13 protein-coding genes are annotated in these 18,434 nt (G+C 63.5%); 6 read left to right on the top strand and 7 right to left on the bottom strand.

Annotated features, from left to right (window positions below):
• Positions 1-14 precede the first annotated feature (14 nt).
• Complete coding sequence (galU, locus tag OYT13_RS15685) at positions 15-899, bottom strand: UTP--glucose-1-phosphate uridylyltransferase GalU (RefSeq protein ID WP_017231875.1); 885 nt, start codon at positions 897-899, stop codon at positions 15-17.
• 29 nt (positions 900-928) lie between these two features.
• Positions 929-3,790, bottom strand: a complete 2,862-nt coding sequence (locus OYT13_RS15680) for a valine--tRNA ligase (protein WP_268566551.1) — start codon at positions 3,788-3,790, stop codon at positions 929-931.
• Positions 3,791-3,901: 111 nt separating this feature from the next.
• On the opposite strand from OYT13_RS15680, the gene OYT13_RS15675 reads away from it, so the two are divergent.
• Positions 3,902-6,223, top strand: a complete 2,322-nt coding sequence (locus OYT13_RS15675; RefSeq protein WP_017231873.1) for a UvrD-helicase domain-containing protein — start codon at positions 3,902-3,904, stop codon at positions 6,221-6,223.
• Between the two features lie 88 nt (positions 6,224-6,311).
• On the opposite strand, the gene OYT13_RS15670 is transcribed toward OYT13_RS15675, so the two are convergent.
• From OYT13_RS15670 to OYT13_RS15660, 3 genes are all read right to left on the bottom strand, one after another.
• Entirely contained in the window at positions 6,312-7,121 is an 810-nt protein-coding gene (locus OYT13_RS15670; RefSeq protein WP_017231872.1) for a BPSS1780 family membrane protein, read from the bottom strand.
• Positions 7,122-7,152: 31 nt separating this feature from the next.
• Positions 7,153-8,124 carry a homoserine kinase gene (locus tag OYT13_RS15665; RefSeq protein ID WP_261938308.1) on the bottom strand — a complete coding sequence of 324 codons (972 nt, stop codon included), beginning with the start codon at positions 8,122-8,124 and terminating at the stop codon, positions 7,153-7,155.
• Positions 8,125-8,252: 128 nt separating this feature from the next.
• Complete coding sequence (locus OYT13_RS15660) at positions 8,253-8,621, bottom strand: hypothetical protein (protein WP_017231870.1); 369 nt, start codon at positions 8,619-8,621, stop codon at positions 8,253-8,255.
• Positions 8,622-8,976: 355 nt separating this feature from the next.
• On the opposite strand from OYT13_RS15660, the gene OYT13_RS15655 reads away from it, so the two are divergent.
• Positions 8,977-10,212: a YeeE/YedE family protein gene (locus OYT13_RS15655; RefSeq protein ID WP_039829765.1), complete on the top strand. Its 1,236-nt coding sequence runs from the start codon at positions 8,977-8,979 to the stop codon at positions 10,210-10,212.
• A 115-nt stretch (positions 10,213-10,327) separates the two neighbouring features.
• On the opposite strand, the gene OYT13_RS15650 is transcribed toward OYT13_RS15655, so the two are convergent.
• On the bottom strand, positions 10,328-11,062 hold the full coding sequence (locus OYT13_RS15650; RefSeq protein WP_026131582.1) for a TIGR00730 family Rossman fold protein: 735 nt from the start codon (positions 11,060-11,062) through the stop codon (positions 10,328-10,330).
• Here OYT13_RS15650 and polA point away from each other — a divergent pair, their 5' ends adjacent.
• The 4 genes from polA to OYT13_RS15630 all read left to right on the top strand — a co-directional run bounded on the left by polA (position 11,063) and on the right by OYT13_RS15630 (position 17,616).
• Positions 11,063-13,801, top strand: coding sequence for a DNA polymerase I (gene polA / locus OYT13_RS15645; protein WP_268566550.1), 2,739 nt, complete (start codon positions 11,063-11,065; stop codon positions 13,799-13,801).
• A gap of 215 nt (positions 13,802-14,016) precedes the next feature.
• Positions 14,017-15,408, top strand: a complete 1,392-nt coding sequence (locus OYT13_RS15640; RefSeq protein ID WP_268567890.1) for an NAD(P)/FAD-dependent oxidoreductase — start codon at positions 14,017-14,019, stop codon at positions 15,406-15,408.
• Between the two features lie 275 nt (positions 15,409-15,683).
• Positions 15,684-16,559 carry a dienelactone hydrolase family protein gene (locus tag OYT13_RS15635; RefSeq protein WP_017231865.1) on the top strand — a complete coding sequence of 292 codons (876 nt, stop codon included), beginning with the start codon at positions 15,684-15,686 and terminating at the stop codon, positions 16,557-16,559.
• Positions 16,560-16,746: 187 nt separating this feature from the next.
• Positions 16,747-17,616 carry a ZIP family metal transporter gene (locus tag OYT13_RS15630; RefSeq protein ID WP_017231864.1) on the top strand — a complete coding sequence of 290 codons (870 nt, stop codon included), beginning with the start codon at positions 16,747-16,749 and terminating at the stop codon, positions 17,614-17,616.
• Here the strand turns inward: OYT13_RS15630 and OYT13_RS15625 are convergent.
• Complete coding sequence (locus tag OYT13_RS15625; RefSeq protein WP_017231863.1) at positions 17,547-18,431, bottom strand: sulfurtransferase; 885 nt, start codon at positions 18,429-18,431, stop codon at positions 17,547-17,549. The two genes, OYT13_RS15630 and OYT13_RS15625, sit on opposite strands and share 70 nt — an antisense overlap.
• Between the last annotated feature and the right edge of the window lie 3 nt (positions 18,432-18,434).

The raw sequence follows: 18,434 nt of genomic DNA, 5'->3' as shown, positions 1-18,434 counted from the left end.
ACAAGGCCTGGCGCTTATGCCAGATCGAGTTGCGTCTCGCGCAGGTATTCGCGGAAGGCATCCTTGAGTTCCGGATGGCGCAGCGCGAACTCCACGGTGGCTTTCAAGTAGCCGAGCTTGCTGCCGCAATCGAAGCGCTTGCCCTGGTAGCGATACGCCAGCACGACTTCATCCTGCATCAGCTTCTGGATGGCGTCGGTCAACTGAATCTCGCCGCCAGAGCCCGGATCGATTTCGCGGATGCAATCGAAAATGCGCGGGCGCAGCACATAACGGCCGACCACGCCCAGATTCGACGGGGCATCTTCCGGCGCCGGCTTTTCGACGATATTCGTGAGCTTGACGATATCCTTCTCGCCCCACTCGTTGCCCGCGACGATCCCGTACGAGCGGCTTTGCTCGATGGGGATCTCTTCCACGCCGATGATCGAGTTGTGATAGTGGTTGTACAGGTCGACCATCTGCTTGAGCACCGGCGGCTCGCCGTCGAGCAAGTCGTCGGCGAGGATGACGGCGAACGGCTCATCGCCCACGAGCTTCTCGGCGCACAGCACGGCGTGACCCAGGCCCAACGCCTTGGGCTGGCGCACGTAGAAGCAATCGATATGCGGCGGCTTGATCGAATGCACCACGTCGAGCAGCGCCTGCTTGTTCTTGGCCTCGAGTTCCGCTTCGAGTTCGAAGGCCGTGTCGAAGTGGTCTTCGATCGCGCGTTTGTTGCGGCCCGTCACGAAGATCATCTCCGTAATACCGGCGGCCGCCGCTTCTTCCACCGCGTATTGAATCAGCGGCTTGTCCACGACGGGCAGCATTTCCTTCGGGCTTGCCTTGGTGGCCGGGAGGAATCGGGTGCCGAGGCCCGCAACGGGGAACACGGCTTTGGTCACAACGGTTTTCATTGGTATCTCCCTGGTGATATGAGCACGTCTCAGGCGGGCAGGCGAGCGAGCTGGGCCTGCAATTTACCGAGAACCGCTTCAAAGTCGACCAATCGTTGCTTCTCGAGTTCCACCACATTGGCGGGCGCACGTGCCACGAAGCTCTCGTTGGAAAGCTTGCCGCGGCATTTGGCGATCTCGCCTTCGAGGCGCTTCACTTCCTTGCCGAGTCGCTCGCGCTCCGCGGCGACGTCGACTTCCACCTTCAGCGCCAGTTTGTTCGCACCCACGACAGCAAGCGGCGCACCGGCCGCTTGCGCGTCGAGCGTTGCTTCGTCTGCCAGCACTTGCACTTCAGAGAGCTTGGCGAGCGTTTGCAGATACGGCGCAATCGACGTCAGGAAGTCCACATCGCCCGCGACCAGCAGCGGCACGCGTTGCGCGGGCGAGAGGTTCATTTCGCCGCGCAGGTTGCGGCAGGCGTCGACGGCGGTCTTCAACTGCTGCATCCAGGCTTCATCGCCTTCGTCGATCTTGCTGGCGTCGGCCACCGGATACGGCTGCACCATGAGACTGGCTTCGCCTGCTGCCTTGTCCGCCGGATAGCGGCCCGCCAGCGGTGCCACCTTCTGCCACAACGCTTCGGTGATGAACGGAATGATCGGATGCGCCAGACGCAGCACCGTTTCGAGCACGCGCAGCAAGGTGCGACGCGTGGCGCGTTGTTGTGCCGGGGTGCCGTTCTGAATTTGCCACTTGGCCAGTTCAACGTACCAGTCGCAGTACTCGTCCCAGACGAACTTGTAGATCGCGCTGGCGATGTTGTCGAAGCGGTAGTCGGCGAAGCCCTTCGCGACATCGGCTTCCACGCGTTGCAGCAACGACACGATCCAGCGGTCGGCGCGCGAGAAGTCGAGCTGGCCGTCCGGGCCGCAATCGCCTACGCACGGCGCAAGACCGCAGTCGTGACCTTCGCAGTTCATCAGCACGAAGCGCGTGGCGTTCCACAGCTTGTTGCAGAAGTTGCGATAGCCTTCGCAGCGCGCCAGATCGAAGTTGATGTTCCGGCCAAGCGTGGCCATCGAGGCGAACGTGAAGCGCAGCGCGTCGGTGCCGAACGGCGCGATGCCGTCCGGGAACTCCTTGCGCGTCTTCTTCTCGATGCTCGCTGCCTGCTTCGGGTTCATGAGACCCGTCGTGCGCTTGGCGAGCAGGGCGTCGAGCGACACGCCGTCGACGATGTCGATCGGATCGAGCGTGTTGCCCTTCGACTTGGACATCTTCTGACCTTCGGCGTCGCGCACCAGACCGTGCACGTAGACCGTCTTGAACGGTACCTTGCCGGTGAAGTGCGTGGTCATCATGACCATGCGCGCCACCCAGAAGAAGATGATGTCGAAACCGGTCACGAGTACCGACGACGGCAGGAAATGCTTGAGTTCGGGTGTTTCTTGCGGCCAGCCGAGCGACGAGAATGGCACGAGCGCCGACGAGAACCACGTGTCGAGCACGTCTTCGTCGCGCTTGAGCGCGCCGGTGTAGCCCGCCGCGCGGGCCTTTTCGACCGCTTCTGCTTCCGTGCGGGCGACGTACACGTTGCCGGCGTCGTCATACCAGGCCGGAATCTGGTGGCCCCACCAAAGTTGACGCGAGATACACCAGTCCTGAATGTTCTCGAGCCACTGGTTGTATGTGGTCGTCCAGTTCTCCGGGACGAACTTGATCTCGCCGCTGCGCACGACGTCGAGCGCGGTTTCGGTGATCGACTTGCCCGGATGGAACGTGCCTTCGGGGGCCGGTTTGCTCATCGCCACGAACCACTGGTCGGTGAGCATCGGCTCGATGATCGTGCCGGTGCGATCGCTGCGGGGCACCATCAGCTTGTGCGGCTTGACCGATTCGAGCAGGCCGAGGGCGTCGAGATCGGCCACGATCTGCTTGCGCGCGTCGAAACGATCGAGCCCGCGGTACTTCTCCGGGGCGTTGTCGTTGATCTTCGCGTCGAGCGTGAGAATGTTGATCTGCGGCAGGTTGTGGCGCTGACCGACAGCGTAGTCGTTGAAGTCGTGTGCCGGCGTGACTTTCACCACGCCCGTGCCGAATTCGAGATCGACGTAATCGTCGGCAATGATCGGGATTTCACGATCGCACAGCGGCAGCCTGGCCGTCTTGCCGATCAGGTGCTTGTAGCGCTCGTCTTCCGGATGGACCATCAGTGCGGTGTCGCCGAGCATCGTTTCCGGACGCGTGGTCGCCACCGTGAGCGAGCCCGAGCCGTCGGCGAGCGGGTATCGGATGTGCCACAGCGAGCCGTCTTCTTCCTCGCTCACCACTTCCAGGTCGGACACGGCCGTGAGCAGGGTCGATTCCCAGTTCACGAGACGTTTGCCGCGATAGATCAATCCTTGCTCGTGGAGCGTGACGAACACGTCGCGCACGGCGCGCGACATCTTCTCGTCCATCGTGAAGTATTCACGGCTCCAGTCGATCGATGCGCCCAGGCGGCGCACCTGACGCGTGATCGTGCTGCCCGATTCTTCCTTCCATTCCCAGACGCGCTCGACGAATTTCTCGCGGCCGAGGTCATGGCGCGAGACTTTCTGGGCATCGAGCTGGCGCTCGACGACGATCTGCGTGGCGATGCCCGCGTGGTCGGTGCCCGGTACCCAGAGGGTATTGGCGCCTTTCATGCGGTGATAGCGGGTGAGGCCATCCATGATCGTCTGGTTGAACGCGTGACCCATGTGCAGCGTGCCGGTCACGTTCGGCGGCGGCAACTGGATGCTGAAATCTTCGCGGGCGTCGTCGAAAGTCGGCCGGGCATAGCCGCGGCGCTCCCATTCGGGGCCCCAGTGGGCTTCGACGTCCTGCGGCTCGAAGCTCTTGGCAAGCGTATTGTCGCTGTCGCTCATGGATTGGATGGACCGTGTAATGCGTGAAACCCTGAATTATAAAAGATTCGGTGGCATTTCCGCGTCGCAGCAGGATTTATAATCGAGCTTCACTCGAATTTCCTTCCCGACATGCCCGATCTGCTCGCCAATCTGAACCCCGAACAACTGGCCGCCGTAACCCTTCCGGACGAGCCGGCCCTTATTCTGGCGGGCGCGGGTTCCGGCAAGACGCGCGTGCTGACCACGCGTATTGCCTGGCTGATCCAGCACGGGCACGTGGGGCCGGCCGGGATTCTGGCCGTCACCTTCACCAACAAGGCGGCCAAGGAAATGCAGGCCCGTCTGGGCGCGATGCTGCCGATCAGCACGCGCGCCATGTGGATCGGCACCTTCCACGGGTTGTGCAACCGTATGCTGCGCGCGCATTTTCGCGACGCCGGGCTGCCGCAGAGCTTCCAGATCCTAGACCAGGCCGACCAGCTCTCCGCGATCAAGCGTCTGCTGAAGGCGTCGAATGTCGACGACGAGAAGTATCCGCCGAAAAACCTGCAGTATTTCATCAACAACGCCAAGGAACAGGGCCTGCGCCCGCACGAGGTCGAGGCCAACGACGCCTTCAATCAGAAGTTCGTCGAGCTTTACGCCGCCTATCAGGCGCAGTGCCAGCGCGAAGGCGTGGTCGATTTCGCCGAACTGCTGCTGCGCTGTTACGAGCTGCTCAAGCACAACGAGCCGTTGCGCGTGCACTACCAGTCGCGCTTCCGGCACGTTCTGGTCGACGAGTTCCAGGATACGAACAAGCTCCAGTACGCGTGGCTCAAGATGCTCGCGGGATCGAACGCCGCGGTATTCGCCGTGGGCGACGACGATCAGAGTATTTATGCGTTTCGTGGCGCCAACGTCGGCAATATGGCCGACTTCGAGCGTGAATTCCGCGTGCGCCACCTGATCAAGCTGGAACAGAACTACCGCTCGCACGGCAATATCCTCGACGCGGCCAACGCGTTGATTTCCAACAATGCGCGGCGTCTGGGCAAGAATTTGCGCACCGACGCGGGGCACGGCGAGCCGATCCGTGTCTATGAGGCGGCCACCGACCTGCAGGAAGCGAGCTGGCTCGTCGAAGAGATCAAGGCACTCGTCGCGCAGGGCCTCTCGCGGCAGGACGTCGCCATTCTCTATCGCAGCAACGCCCAGTCGCGGGTGATGGAGCACGCGCTCGTGGGGGCGGGCATCGCCTATCGGGTGTATGGCGGTTTGCGCTTTTTCGAGCGTCAGGAAGTCAAGCATGCGCTGGCGTATCTACGCCTGATCGAGAATCCGAACGATGATACGGCATTCGCGCGGGTCGTGAATTTCCCGACGCGGGGGATTGGCGCGCGTTCGTTGGAGCAACTGGCCGACGCGGCGCGACTCTACAACTGCTCGATGTATGCCGCAGTGCCCTACATGACCGGCAAGGCGGGCACGAATCTGACGGCATTCGTGCGGCTCGTGGAGCAGATGCGCCACGATACCGAGCGGCTCACGCTGCCGGAGGTGGTGGCGCGGGTCATCGACGCCAGTGGGTTGATCGCCCATTATCAGACCGAGAAGGAAGGCCAGGATCGCATCGAGAACTTGCAGGAATTGGTGCATGCGGCCACGGCATTCGTTGCCGAGGAAGGTTATGGGCTCGATGCCCCGGCGCGGTTGATTGCCATGCGTCCTGCGCTGCCGGGCGCGCCCGACGTGCTGGCCTCGCCCGACGGCGTGGTCGACGCCGATACGCCGGTGGAGATGACGCCGCTTGCCGGCTTCCTGTCGCACGCGTCGCTCGAAGCGGGAGACAACCAGGCCGAGGCCGGGCAAGACGCTGTGCAGTTGATGACGGTACACGCGGCCAAGGGGCTTGAATTTACGGCGGTGTTCGTCACCGGTCTCGAAGAGGGACTCTTCCCGCACGAGAACAGTGCGCTCGAACTCGACGGTCTCGAAGAAGAGCGGCGCCTGATGTACGTGGCCATTACGCGTGCCAAGGAACGGCTGTATCTGTCGTTCACGCAAAGCCGCATGCTGCACGGACAGACGCGTTACAACGTGCGCTCGCGCTTCTTCGACGAAATCCCCGAGACGGTGTTGAAGTTCCTGACACCGCGGGCGCAGCCGGGCGCGCGGCTGGGGCAGGCCGAGCCGGCCTGGGGGCGCGATTGGTTCGGGCGGGGCAAGACGAGTGCGCCGAAGCCGGAAGAATGGGTGGCCACCCAGTCGGAGCAGGCGCTGGCCGACCGTTCGCGCGCGTCGGAGACGGGCTTCAAGTTGGGGCAGGGCGTTTTTCACACCAAGTTCGGCGAAGGCAAGATCATCGGCCTGGAGGGCGCGGGGGCGGAAGCCCGCGCCCACGTGAAATTCGGCCGACATGGTGAGAAGTGGCTGGCGCTGGCTGTCGCGAAGCTTCAGCCGATCGAGTAACGGCGCGGCCGTCATCGTCACCCACGACAAAGGGCACCCGCGGGTGCCCTTTGTTTTGCGCGTCTGACGTTGACGCCGACGTTTCCGCTTACGCTTCAGGCGGGGCGACGTTCGGATCGATGGCGCCGATCTCCTGCACGCCGAAGCAACCGCGATAGCTCGCGTAGAACGAGCAATACAGCACGGCCGTGAACAGGATCGAGTAAGGCATCAGCAAGAGCATCGCGTATTGATGAATGCCCATCGCAGCCATCGCCAGCGTCACGATCAGCGGCAACACGGTGGCGACGACCGCCGTGCACAGGCCGTAGACGACGAACGCACGGAAGTTGCGCACGCAGGCCGTCCAGCTGAAGAACAGCGCCTTGATGGGTGGGATGTCGTGCCAGGCCACGAGCACCGGCGCGAACCAGAACATCATCGCCACCGGTATGTAGGCCACCGCCACCGCCAGCATCGCCTGGCCCATCGAGCCGTTGGTGAGCGACTCTTCGCTGATGCGGCCATCGAAGAGCATCTTGTTGACCAGGTCGCCGCCGTCGAACAGCGCCGAGAACAGGAACACGACGGTCATCGCCACAATGTAGTAACCGCCTAGCATGAGCAGCCGGCGCGAGACTTCCTTGCCGTGGCCGCGAAAGCCGTCGAGCAATACGTGGGGCAACACCTGCTTGTTCTTGATGATGTCGCGACAGGCCGCCATGAAACCCACCGACAGGCCTGGGATGAACAGCAGCGGCAGGAAGGCGCCCACGACCGGCAGGATCGAAAGCACCATCACCCCGAACAGATAGGCGAAGAGCAGCGTCAGAATGGCGAGCGGGTTCTTGCGGAACAGCCAGATGCCTTGGCGCAGCCACACATATCCACTCTTCGGCGGGACTTCAAGCAATTGCATAGGGTTCGAATGACTCCGATAGGATGTCGAGTTACCGCCAGGGGATGGAATGGGCTTCGATGCGTTGGCGCAGGATTCGTTCGAAATGCCCCGGATCGTGCGGCTTGAGCATTTCGGCCGCCCGTGGCAGGTGAAAATCATACAGGCGCGACAGCCAGAAGCGCAGCGCGGCGGCGCGCAACATGTCGCGCCAGTGCGACGCTTCGATGTCGGTCAGTGGGCGCACCGTCTCGTAAGCGCGCAACATGGCATGCACACGCGCCTCGTCCAGCACGCCGGTCGACAGGTCGCAGCACCAGTCGTTGACCGTCACGGCCAGATCGAACAGCCATTTGTCGCAGCCCGCGAAGTAGAAATCGAAGAATCCGCCCAATCGTGGCGAACCGTCGTCGGCCTTGTCGAACAGCACATTGTCACGGAACAGATCGCAGTGGCACGGACCCGCCTGCATGGCACGATAGTGACTCGACGCGAAGAACGCCGTCTGATGCGCCATCTCGCTATCCAGTAACGCGCGTTCGGCGGCGCTCAGGAACGGCGTGACCTCGGGGGCGGCTTCGCGCCACCAGGGCAGGCTGCGCAGATTGGCTTGCTCCAGCGTGAAGTCGCGCCCGGCCAGATGCATGCGTGCCAGCATCGCCCCGACATGCGCACAGTGTTCGGGCGTGGGGGCCAGCTCGGAGCGTCCGGCCAGCTTGGTGACAATGGTGGCGGGCTTGCCGTTCAACTCGCTCAGAATCTCGCCCGTGCGATCGGGCATCGGATCGGGCACCGGCACGCCGTGATGGGCGAGATGGCCCATCAACTGGAGGTAAAACGGCAGCTGCGTGGCCGTGAGCTTCTCGAACAGCGTCAGCACGAACTCGCCGCGCTCGGTCGTCAGGAAGTAGTTGGTGTTCTCGATGCCGGAGCTGATGCCCCGAAAATCGAGAACATTCCCCAGATCGTAGCGTTGCAGCCATGCCTGGAGCTGCTCGGGCGAGACGGTAGTGAAAACGGCCATGCGTGCGTTAAGTGGAGATGTCTCAGACAAACGGCCCGCGCACGTGCAGCGGGCCGCTGGTGTGAAACAGACAGGATGCAGGCGCACCGCTGGGCGGCGCGCGGAGGTGGCTCAGATTACCAGAGACGTCAGAACTTCAGGCCGACGGACGGCAAACGGTCGTTTTGCGACGTGTTGTCGCGCGTGCGCGGCGCGTTGTCCGGCGGCGTGGTCAATTGGTAATTGGTGCCGAAACGCGAATGGACATCGACCTCCGTGGGTTTGCCGCGGTCGCGGAACTCGGTCACGGTGGTGCCTTGGTCGTTGACGTAGTAGCTCGGCTTGCGCTCCTGGTTGACGTCGACCGACGATTTGCTGGTGGCGGCGGCGCGGGCGTCGGCCTCGCGTTTGGCGGCCTGCGCGGAGGTCTCCTGACCATCCTGGGCGAAGGCATGGCCCGCGAACAGCAGGCCCGCACCGATCATCAGGGGCAGGACACGGGAAAAGCGCGTTGTCATCATTATTCTCCGAGGGCGGGAACGCATTCGCGGCGCGTGAGGCAAGCCTGGCCGACGCAACGGGTTCCAATGTTTACATTCTATCAAACGTCCCCCGCTTCGCATCGTGAAATCGCGTCGAATGTGCCGTCGTGGCTGGCCTGTCGAGGGATGCCATGCCGTGGACGCGTATTTTTTCTCGTCATCGGCGCAGGGTTAAGCGATTCGATTGCATACGCTTAGCATCTTTATATTGCTTTTGGTTATAAATAAATCGCGAGACAATCGTTTTCGTTGAAGTCATCTTCTGGCATCCTGCGTCATTGTCTTGATGGGCGGCCGTGTGTCGCCCATCTGCATTCTGGAGTCCCAAATCATGTCGTTATCCGCCGCCTCGGCCGCCGTCAAAACGGCCCCGCCTTCGCCGTCCTCCTATAACGCGCGGCCGCTCGCCATCGCGCTGGTGCTGATCGTTGTGGGCATCGCCTACGTGCAGGCCACCGTAGGGCCGAAGCAGGCCGCACTGGCCGGTATCGGCGCCTTGCTTGGCGTGACGCTTTACCACGCCGCATTCGGCTTCACGTCGGCCTGGCGCGTGTTCATCGCCGACCGGCGCGGTGCGGGTCTGCGCGCACAGATGGTCATGCTCGCGGTTGGTGTCGTGCTGTTCTTTCCCGCGCTGGCGGATGGCGTGCTCTTCGGTAACAAGGTAGCCGGCTTCGTCTCGCCGGTTGGCGTGTCGGTGGCGTTCGGCGCCTTCATGTTCGGTGTCGGCATGCAACTCGGCGGCGGTTGCGCGTCGGGCACGCTCTATACCGTGGGGGGCGGCAGCACGCGCATGATCGTCACGCTAGCGGCGTTTGTCGTGGGGTCGGTGGTGGCAACGGCGCATCTGCCGTGGTGGGAAGCACTGCCGCATATCAAGCCGGTCTCGCTGGTCAAGACGTGGGGCTTGTGGCCTGCGCTCGTCGCCAACCTGGCGTTGTTCGCCGCGATCGGTGGCTTGACGCTGTGGGCGGAGAAGCGTCGTCACGGCCGTGTCGTCGGTGTGCCGATGACGCGCAGCGCAACGGGCACGCCCGCGTTGCTGCGTGGCCCCTGGCCGCTGGTGTGGGGTGCGCTGGCGCTCGTGCTGCTCAATTACGCCACGCTGGCATTGGCCGGCCGTCCGTGGGGCGTGACATCGGCGTTCGCGTTGTGGGGCGCCAAGGCGTTCATGGCGCTGGGCATTGACGTAGCCTCGTGGCCGTACTGGGCGAAGCAGGCCAATGTACTGAACGCGCCGATCGCACAGGACGTCACCACCGTCATGGACATCGGGATCATTCTCGGCGCCCTCGCGGCCGCGTCCATCGCAGGCAAGTTTGCCCCCGTGTGGAAGATTCCAGCGCGTTCGCTGCTCGCGGCGGTCATCGGCGGATTGCTGCTCGGTTACGGCGCACGTCTGGCGTACGGCTGCAATATCGGCGCGTACTTCAGCGGCATCGTCTCGGGCAGCCTGCACGGTTGGCTGTGGTTGGCGGCGGCGTTTGCGGGCAACGTGTTCGGCACGCGCCTGCGCCCGTTGTTCGGTCTGGCCGTGGAAACGACACCACGCGACACCGGCTGCTGATCGACATCCCCCGCCGGCAGATATTCCGTCTGCCACATAAGAATACGGCGCCAGCGATCATTCGCGGCGCCGTATTGACTTTGGACGATGACGCTTGGGCGGCTGCCCGTCGCGATTACAGGTAGAACATCTTCTCGCTGCTTTCCGTTTCGGGCTCGATGTGGCCGTCGTAGAACGCGAACACCGCTTTGAGGATGTCGTCGGGGTCGTCCATGACCTGCACCAGATCGAGATCCTTTTCGCCGATGAGGCCCATCGGCAACATCGTCGAGCGCACCCATTCGAGCAGTCCCTTCCAGAATTCCGTGCCGACGAGAATCACGGGCACCTGGCGCGACTTCTGCGTCTGGATGAGCGTGAGGACTTCGGACAGTTCGTCGAGCGTGCCAAAGCCCCCCGGCATGATGACGAACGCGTCCGAGTTCTTCACGAACGTGACCTTGCGCGTGAAGAAGTGTCGGAAACGCAGTGAGATGTCCTGGTACTGATTGCCCTTTTGTTCGTGCGGCAGTTCGATGTTCAGGCCGACGGTCGGCGAGGCGCCACCGTGCGCGCCCTTGTTGGCGGCTTCCATGATGCCGGGCCCGCCGCCGGAGATGACGGCAAAGCCATTGTCGGAGAATTTCCGGGCGATGGTCATCGTCAGTTTGTAAAACGGCGATTTCGGCTTGATGCGCGCGCTGCCGTAGATGCTGACGGCCGGCCGGATCTCGGACAGGTACTCGGTCGCCTCGATGAACTCTGCCATAATCGTGAACATCTGCCACGACGCGCGCGCCTTTTTTGCGGTGGCGCGCTCATGGTCTGCCAGCATGCGCAGACTCGGTATTTCTTTTCTTCTCTTGGTCATATGTCGGAACAGCAAAGTCTGGAAGGTAAGACGCTCTTATTGGTCGATGGTTCGAGTTATCTCTATCGAGCCTATCACGCCCTGCCGGATTTGCGCGGTCCCAATGGCGAGCCGACGGGGGCGCTTCACGGCATCGTCAATATGCTGCGCCGCATGCGTAAAGACGTCCACGCAGAGTATAGCGCCTGCGTTTTCGATGCCAAGGGCAAGACGTTTCGCGACGATTGGTACCCCGAATACAAAGCGAATCGACCGTCGATGCCGGAAGATCTGCGCGCGCAGATCGAGCCGATTCACGAGGCGGTGCGCGCCATGGGCTGGCCGCTGTTGATGATCGATGGCGTGGAGGCCGATGACGTCATCGGCACGCTGGCAAGGCAAGCGGCCGAGCGCGGCATGCGCGTGGTCGTCTCCACCGGCGACAAGGATCTGGCGCAACTCGTGAACGACCGCGTGACGCTGGTCAACACAATGACGAACGAAACGCTCGATGCCGCCGGCGTCACCGCGAAATTCGGCGTGCCGCCCGAGCGCATCGTCGATTACCTCACGCTTGTCGGTGACACGGTCGATAACGTGCCGGGCGTGGACAAATGCGGGCCGAAGACGGCCGTCAAGTGGCTCGCGCAATACGGCGATCTCGACAATCTCGTGGCGAACGCCGCGGAGGTGAAAGGGGCGGCGGGCGAGAACCTGCGCCGCGCGCTCGACTGGCTGCCGATGGGGCGCAAGCTGGTGACGGTTGCGCTCGATTGCGATCTCGCACCGCAGGTCACCTCCATCGACGCGAGCTTGCAGTCGCAGCCCGAAGATGTCGAAACGCTGCGCGATTTCTTCGTGCGTCACGGCTTCAAGACCTTGCTGCGCGAAGCGCAGGCCGCCGTTGCCACGCAGGCCGGTGAGCCGGCGCCGGCACCTGTGGCCGACACGATCGAGCGAGAGTACGAAGCGGTGCTGACGTGGGCGCAGTTCGACGCATGGCTGAAGATCATCGAGTCGGCCGTGTTGACGGCATTCGATACCGAGACCACCTCGCTCGACGCGATGCAGGCGCAACTGGTTGGCCTGTCGTTGTCCTGCGAACCGGGACGCGCCGCCTACATTCCGGTGGCGCATCGCGCGCCGGGCGATGTCGACCAATTGCCGCGAGACGAAGTCCTGGCGCGCCTGAAGCATTGGCTCGAAAGTCCGGACCACAAGAAGGTGGGACAGAACCTCAAGTACGATGCCCACGTGCTGGAGAACTACGGCATCGTGTTGCGCGGCATTGCACACGACACGATGCTTCAGTCGTACGTGCTCGAATCGCACCGCGGCCATGACATGGACGGCCTGGCCGCGCGCCATCTCGGCGTGACGACGATCAAATACGAAGAGGTGTGCGGCAAGGGCGCCAAGCAGATCGGCTTCGACGAAGTGACCGTCGAGCGCGCGACCGCCTACGCCGCCGAAGACGCCGACATCACGCTGCGACTGCACCGCGCGATCTATCCCGATGTGGCGCGTGAAGCCACGCTGGAGTTCGTCTACCGAGACATCGAAATGCCCACGGCGCGCGTGCTGCAACGCATGGAGCGCAACGGCGTGCTTGTCGACACTGCCCGTCTGGCCGCACAGAGCGACGAGATCGGCCAGAAGCTGGTCGCGCTCGAAGCCGAAGCGTACACACTGGCCGGGCAGCAGTTCAATCTGAATTCGCCCAAGCAGATCGGCGACATTTTCTTCACGCAGCTGCAACTGCCGATCGTCAAGAAGACGGCGAGCGGTGCCCCGTCGACCGACGAGGAAGTGCTGCAGAAGCTCGCCGAAGACTATCCGTTACCGAAGGTGCTGCTCGATTACCGCGGCCTTGCCAAGCTCAAGTCGACGTACACCGACAAGTTGCCGAAGATGGTCAATGCCTCGACTGGCCGCGTGCACACGAACTATGCGCAGGCCGTGGCGATCACCGGTCGCCTGGCGTCGAACGATCCGAATTTGCAGAACATTCCCGTGCGCACGGCCGAGGGGCGCCGCATTCGCGAGGCGTTCATTGCACCCCAGGGCAGCCAACTGGTGTCGGCGGACTACTCGCAGATCGAGCTGCGCATCATGGCGCATATCTCGGGCGACGAAAGTCTGCTGCGCGCATTCGCCAACGGCGAGGACATTCACCGCGCCACGGCGGCGGAAATCTTCGCCGTCACGCCGATCGAGGTGTCGAACGAACAACGTCGCTACGCCAAGGTCATCAACTTCGGTTTGATCTACGGCATGAGCGCGTTCGGGCTGGCCGCGAACCTCGGTATCGAACGCGACGCCGCCAAGCAGTACATCGACCGCTATTTCATGCGCTACCCGGGCGTGGCGCGTTACATGGACGAGACGCGCAAGAGTGCGAAGGCGCGCGGCTATGTCGAAACGGTCTTCGGACGCCGTCTGTGGCTACCGGACATCAATGGCGGCAACGGACCGCGCCGCCAGGCCGCCGAGCGCGCCGCCATCAATGCCCCGATGCAGGGCACGGCCGCCGATCTCATCAAACTCTCGATGATCGCCGTGCAGCGCTGGTTGGACGACAGCGGCCTGCAGACGCGTCAGATCATGCAGGTGCACGATGAACTGGTGCTTGAAGTGCCCGACCATGAACTGGCCGAGGTTCGCAAGCGTTTGCCGGAACTGATGTGCGGCGTGGCGAAGTTGCGCGTGCCCCTCGTGGCCGAGGTCGGCGTGGGCGAGAATTGGGAACAGGCCCATTGAACGGCGTTGGGTTGACACCTAAAGTGAGTGCGTCGCACGGGCGGCCCCCCGCCTTGGCCGACGCCGCTGTCGGCCCGTATCGCATGGCTCAATAGCGGGAATAGGGTGACAGCCATACCCGAACTCCGCACTCTGCGGTAAGGTAATCGCTATCGCCGGCGCGGCAAATGCCGACCGGCCGGACGGTTTTCCAAGCACGGGGAGTTATTGTGAGTGTGCATCGTATCGTTGTGGTCGGCGGCGGCGCCGGCGGTCTGGAGCTTGTCACCCGACTGGGCGACAAGTACGGGCGTGGCAAGGACGTTCAGGTGACGTTGGTCGACCGGTCCTTGTCGCACATCTGGAAGCCGCTGTTGCACGAGGTCGCTGCCGGTGTCATGGACACCGCAACGCATCAGCTCTCGTATGTCGCTCAGGCCAACTGGCATCGATTCGAGTTTGCGGCCGGCGAGATGATCGGTCTGGATCGCGCGAACCGGACGATCCGGCTGGCGGCGGTGCCTGCGGCAGCCGACGAAGGCGAGGGCGATTTGCTGCCCGAGCGTACATTGGCGTATGACACGCTCGTGCTCGCCATCGGCAGCACGACCAACTTCTTCGGGGTGGCCGGCGCTCAGGAAAATACCATCGCACTCGATACCGTCGAGCAGGCCGAGCGCTTCCGTCGTCGGCTGATGGCCGCCTGCGTGCGCGCGCAGAATGAAGCCGAAGCGCCCGTGCCGAGCACGCTGGCGGCGCCGGTCGCGCAAGACATTCATGACGTGCCGCCCGATACGGCGGTTTCACCGGCCCCCAAGGTTGAAGGCCGCCCCAAGGTCAACCTCGTCATCGTGGGGGCCGGCGCGACCGGCGTTGAACTGTCGGCGGAGCTGCGCAACACGGCGGAAGTGTTGCGCTCCTACGGGTTGAAGCTCGATCCGCGCAAGGACGTGCGCATCACCATCATCGAATCGAGTCCGCGCATTCTGAAGGCGCTGCCGGAGCGTGTATCGGGAGCGGTGGCCGGGTTGCTGGGCAAGCTCGACGTCGACATCCTGTGTGGCGATTCGGTCGCCGAGGTGCGCAAGAATGAAGTCACGACGACCGGGGGCCGTGTGCTGCCGGCGGACATCACGGTCTGGTCGGCGGGCATTACGGCGCCGCCGGTGCTGGGACAACTGGGGCTTGCCGTCAATCGTCTGAACCAGATCGAAGTGTTGCCGACGCTGCAAAGCAAGTCGGATCCGGACATCTTCGCGTTCGGCGACTGCGCGAGTTGCGAGTGGCCGGAGCATGGCTTCGTGCCGCCGCGCGCGCAAGCGGCGCACCAGCAGGCGAGCTTCCTGGTCAAGGCGATTGACGCCCGGCTCAAAGGGCAAAGCCTGCCGACGTTCACTTATCGCGATTTCGGTTCGCTTGTCTCGTTGGGCAAGTTCAGTGCGGTGGGCAATCTGATGGGCGGGCTCATCGGCGGCAGCATGTTCATCGAAGGGCTGTTTGCGCGGGTGATGTACACGTCGCTCTATCGCATGCACGTGGCGGCGCTGCATGGGGTCTGGCGCATGATGCTCGATACCGTTGCCAATCGCCTGCGTCGTTCGACCGTGCCGCGCGTGAAGCTGCACTGACGATGGGCTGACGATGGGCTGACGCTGGGTTGGCGTTTTGCCGCTGGTCCGTTCGCACGGGTTCGCGGCCTGACCGGGTGCCAGGCGGCCTGCGCTGTGGCGGTGGGTACCCGTTTCGGAGGGTTCCGATCGCCGTCGCGCCGGCGTCCGAGTGCAAGCGCATCTTCACTCTAGTAAGATCCCAACGTCCGGCCCCGGGGCGGTGGCGCATCCCGACGTTTCCGTTGGCGGTCTCCCCGGCATGCCTTTACTGACGTGTTTCCCTGGAGTACGACATGTCGCAAGCGGATCTGGATAGTCTTGTGCCCGAAGTGGCGCCGAGCAACCGGCGCGATTTTCTGAAGACCGCCGTCGGTTCGGCGTTTGCGCTGGCCGTGCTGCCGGTGGCGGCCGAAACGATCACGACCGACACGCAAGGGCTGGAGGCGGGCGAAACCCTGCTCGACGTGCCCGACATCAAAATGCCGGTCTACTACGCGAAGCCTGCGGGCAAGACGCATCTGCCGACCATCGTCGTGGTTTCGGAGATCTTCGGCGTGCATCAGCATATCGCCGATATCTGCCGACGTTTCGCCAAACTCGGTTATTTGGCGGTCGCGCCGGAACTGTTCGCGCGCGCGGGCGATCCGCAGTCGCTGGGCACGATTGCCGAGATTCAGTCGCAGATCGTCGCCAAGACACCGGACGAACAGGTGATGCGCGACATCGACGCGACGCTCAAGTGGGCGCTGGCCAATGGCGGAGACGAGAAGCGTATCGCCATTACCGGCTTCTGCTGGGGCGGACGCGTCGCCTGGCTCTACGACGCGCACAATCCCAACGTGAAGGCGGCGGTGGCCTGGTATGGGCGCATCGTTGGTGACAGGAGTCCGGATTTCCCGAGCCAGCCGATCGATATCGCGGGCAAGCTGCACGGACCGCTGCTCGGCCTGTACGGCGGCAAGGACCAAGGCATTCCCGTGACAAGCGTGGAACAGGCACGCGAGGCCCTTGCACGGGGCAATGCGGCGTCGAGGGCCTCGAAGCTGAAGGTATTCCCGAATTCGGGGCACGCATTTTTCGCCGATTACCGGTCGAGCTATGTCGAAGCCGACGCGAAGGAAGGTTGGACATTGGCATTGGACTGGCTGCACAAACACGGCGTGGCGTGAGCCGCCGCTGTTGCGGGCCGGCTGGCGGAGCTATTGAGCCCGTCGGTGGGGCGGTACGCCACTGTGCTTCGCGACCCGACGGTTTGCCTGTCACGGGAAAAGCTGGTTAAATCGCCGCCTTGCCTGCGGGAGAATCACCATCGACGCCATCTTTCTATTCATCGTTATCGCCACGCTGGCTTCCGGCGTGCTGAGCCTTGCCGGCGCGGCGTCGCTGTCGCTTGGCCTGCTCTCGAAGCTCATCGACAAGATGGTCAGCTTTTCGGCGGGCGTGCTGCTTGGCACGGCGCTGCTGCATCTGCTGCCGGAAAGCCTTGAGTCGCACGTCGATGCGCACGTCATCACCGGTTGGCTGCTGGGCGGTTTGCTCGGCTTTTTCCTGCTGGAGAAGCTGGCGCTGTTGCGCCATAGCCATCATCACGAGGGCGATGGGCATCACCATGAGCACGGGCACGACGCCCATGAAGCAGGCAAAGGCGGCTGGATGATTCTGGTCGGCAGCGCGATTCACAACTTTGCCGATGGTGTCGTGATCGCGGCGGCGTTCCTCACCGATCCGCGCCTCGGGGTTGCGGCAACGGTATCCATCACGGTCCACGAGGTGGCGCACAAGCTCGGCGACTTCATGGTGCTGCTCAACGCCGGCTTTCCGCGTCGCAAGGCGTTGGTGCTGACGCTGGCCTCGAGCCTCACGGCGCTGGCCGGCGGTGTGCTCGGTTACTTCATGCTCGACCGTCTTCAGAGCCTGATCCCGTATTTGCTGGCGCTGGCGGCAAGCAGCTTCATCTATATCGCCGTGTCGGATCTGATGCCGCAGATGCAGCGCCGCACGTCGCCGCGCGACGCGCTGCCCCAGATTCTGCTGATCGCGGTGGGACTGGCGCTGGTGGTGTGGCTCAACGGCCACGATCACGAGCACGCCCACGGTCGCGACCATGAGGCCCCCAGCAGCGCCCTGGCGATGTCGTTGGCAGGTGCCGGCGGGGCTTACGGCTGGGCGCCGGTGGCGACCGGGCGGCGCTTGTCCGCACACCACTCGCTCCACGACCCCGCATAGAGGCTGGCCCCATGAAGGCCCGCGACCTCCATCGCCAGTAGATTGTGGCAAGCCGTCACGCCTGAGCCGCATTGCGATATGACGCGCTCGGGCAGGCGGTCCTTTCCTAGGACCTGCGCGAACGCTTCCCGCAGGGCGGCGGCGGGTTTGAAGCGCCCATCCGGGCCGAGGTTGTCCTTGAAGAAGTGATTGACCGCACCGGGAATGTGGCCGCCGATCGGATCGAGGGTTTCGTTCTCGCCGCGATACCGATCCGGTGACCGTGCATCGACGACCAGTCGCTCGTGCGACGTCAGGTTGCGCTCGATGGCCGCCGCGTCGGCGGTGGTGGCGAGCGGCTCGCCTGCGGTGAAATCACCCGGTGGCGGCGCTTCGGGCGGGGCGGCGTCGAGCGTGAAGCCGGCCGCTTCCCAGGCCTGCAAGCCGCCATCGAGCACGGCAACCGACTCGTGGCCGAGCCAGCGCAGCAGCCACCACAGGCGGGCGGCATAGACGCCACCTTGCGCGTCGTAAGCCACCACTTGCTGGCCCTTCGACAACCCGCACGCGGCGAGTTGGCGGGCGAGGGTGTCGCGCTCGGGCAGCGGATGGCGACCGTTCTTGCCTGTCGTCTTTCCCGACAGGTCGCGTTCGAGGTGAGTGTAGAAGGCACCGAAGAGGTGGCCGTCGACATACGCCGTTTCGCCGGCCGTCGGATTCGCGAGATCGAATCGGCAATCGAAGAGGATCACCGGGGCACCGCCGTCGGCGGCGGTTTGCATCAGCGCGTCAAGATTTTGCGGGCTGATGAGCGTGGTGAAGTGCGTGTGAATCATGGC

Origin of the sequence: Pandoraea sp. XJJ-1 (assembly GCF_026802345.1) — a bacterium.
In the GTDB taxonomy this organism is placed as follows: Bacteria; Pseudomonadota; Gammaproteobacteria; order Burkholderiales; family Burkholderiaceae; genus Pandoraea; species Pandoraea cepalis.
Note: the sequence above shows the minus strand (reverse complement) of the source record. Positions and strands in the feature narration are given on the sequence as shown.

Excerpts from the sequence above, each read along its gene's own strand:
- OYT13_RS15660 (WP_017231870.1), bottom strand. The coding sequence starts at position 8,621 with ATGACAACGCGCTTTTCCCGTGTCCTGCCCCTGATGATCGGTGCGGGC.
- OYT13_RS15635 (WP_017231865.1), top strand. The coding sequence starts at position 15,684 with ATGTCGCAAGCGGATCTGGATAGTCTTGTGCCCGAAGTGGCGCCGAGC.
- OYT13_RS15680 (WP_268566551.1), bottom strand. The coding sequence starts at position 3,790 with ATGAGCGACAGCGACAATACGCTTGCCAAGAGCTTCGAGCCGCAGGAC.
- OYT13_RS15655 (WP_039829765.1), top strand. The coding sequence starts at position 8,977 with ATGTCGTTATCCGCCGCCTCGGCCGCCGTCAAAACGGCCCCGCCTTCG.
- OYT13_RS15670 (WP_017231872.1), bottom strand. The coding sequence starts at position 7,121 with ATGCAATTGCTTGAAGTCCCGCCGAAGAGTGGATATGTGTGGCTGCGC.
- OYT13_RS15675 (WP_017231873.1), top strand. The coding sequence starts at position 3,902 with ATGCCCGATCTGCTCGCCAATCTGAACCCCGAACAACTGGCCGCCGTA.
- galU (WP_017231875.1), bottom strand. The coding sequence starts at position 899 with ATGAAAACCGTTGTGACCAAAGCCGTGTTCCCCGTTGCGGGCCTCGGC.
- OYT13_RS15650 (WP_026131582.1), bottom strand. The coding sequence starts at position 11,062 with ATGACCAAGAGAAGAAAAGAAATACCGAGTCTGCGCATGCTGGCAGAC.
- polA (WP_268566550.1), top strand. The coding sequence starts at position 11,063 with ATGTCGGAACAGCAAAGTCTGGAAGGTAAGACGCTCTTATTGGTCGAT.
- OYT13_RS15665 (WP_261938308.1), bottom strand. The coding sequence starts at position 8,124 with ATGGCCGTTTTCACTACCGTCTCGCCCGAGCAGCTCCAGGCATGGCTG.
- OYT13_RS15625 (WP_017231863.1), bottom strand. The coding sequence starts at position 18,431 with ATGATTCACACGCACTTCACCACGCTCATCAGCCCGCAAAATCTTGAC.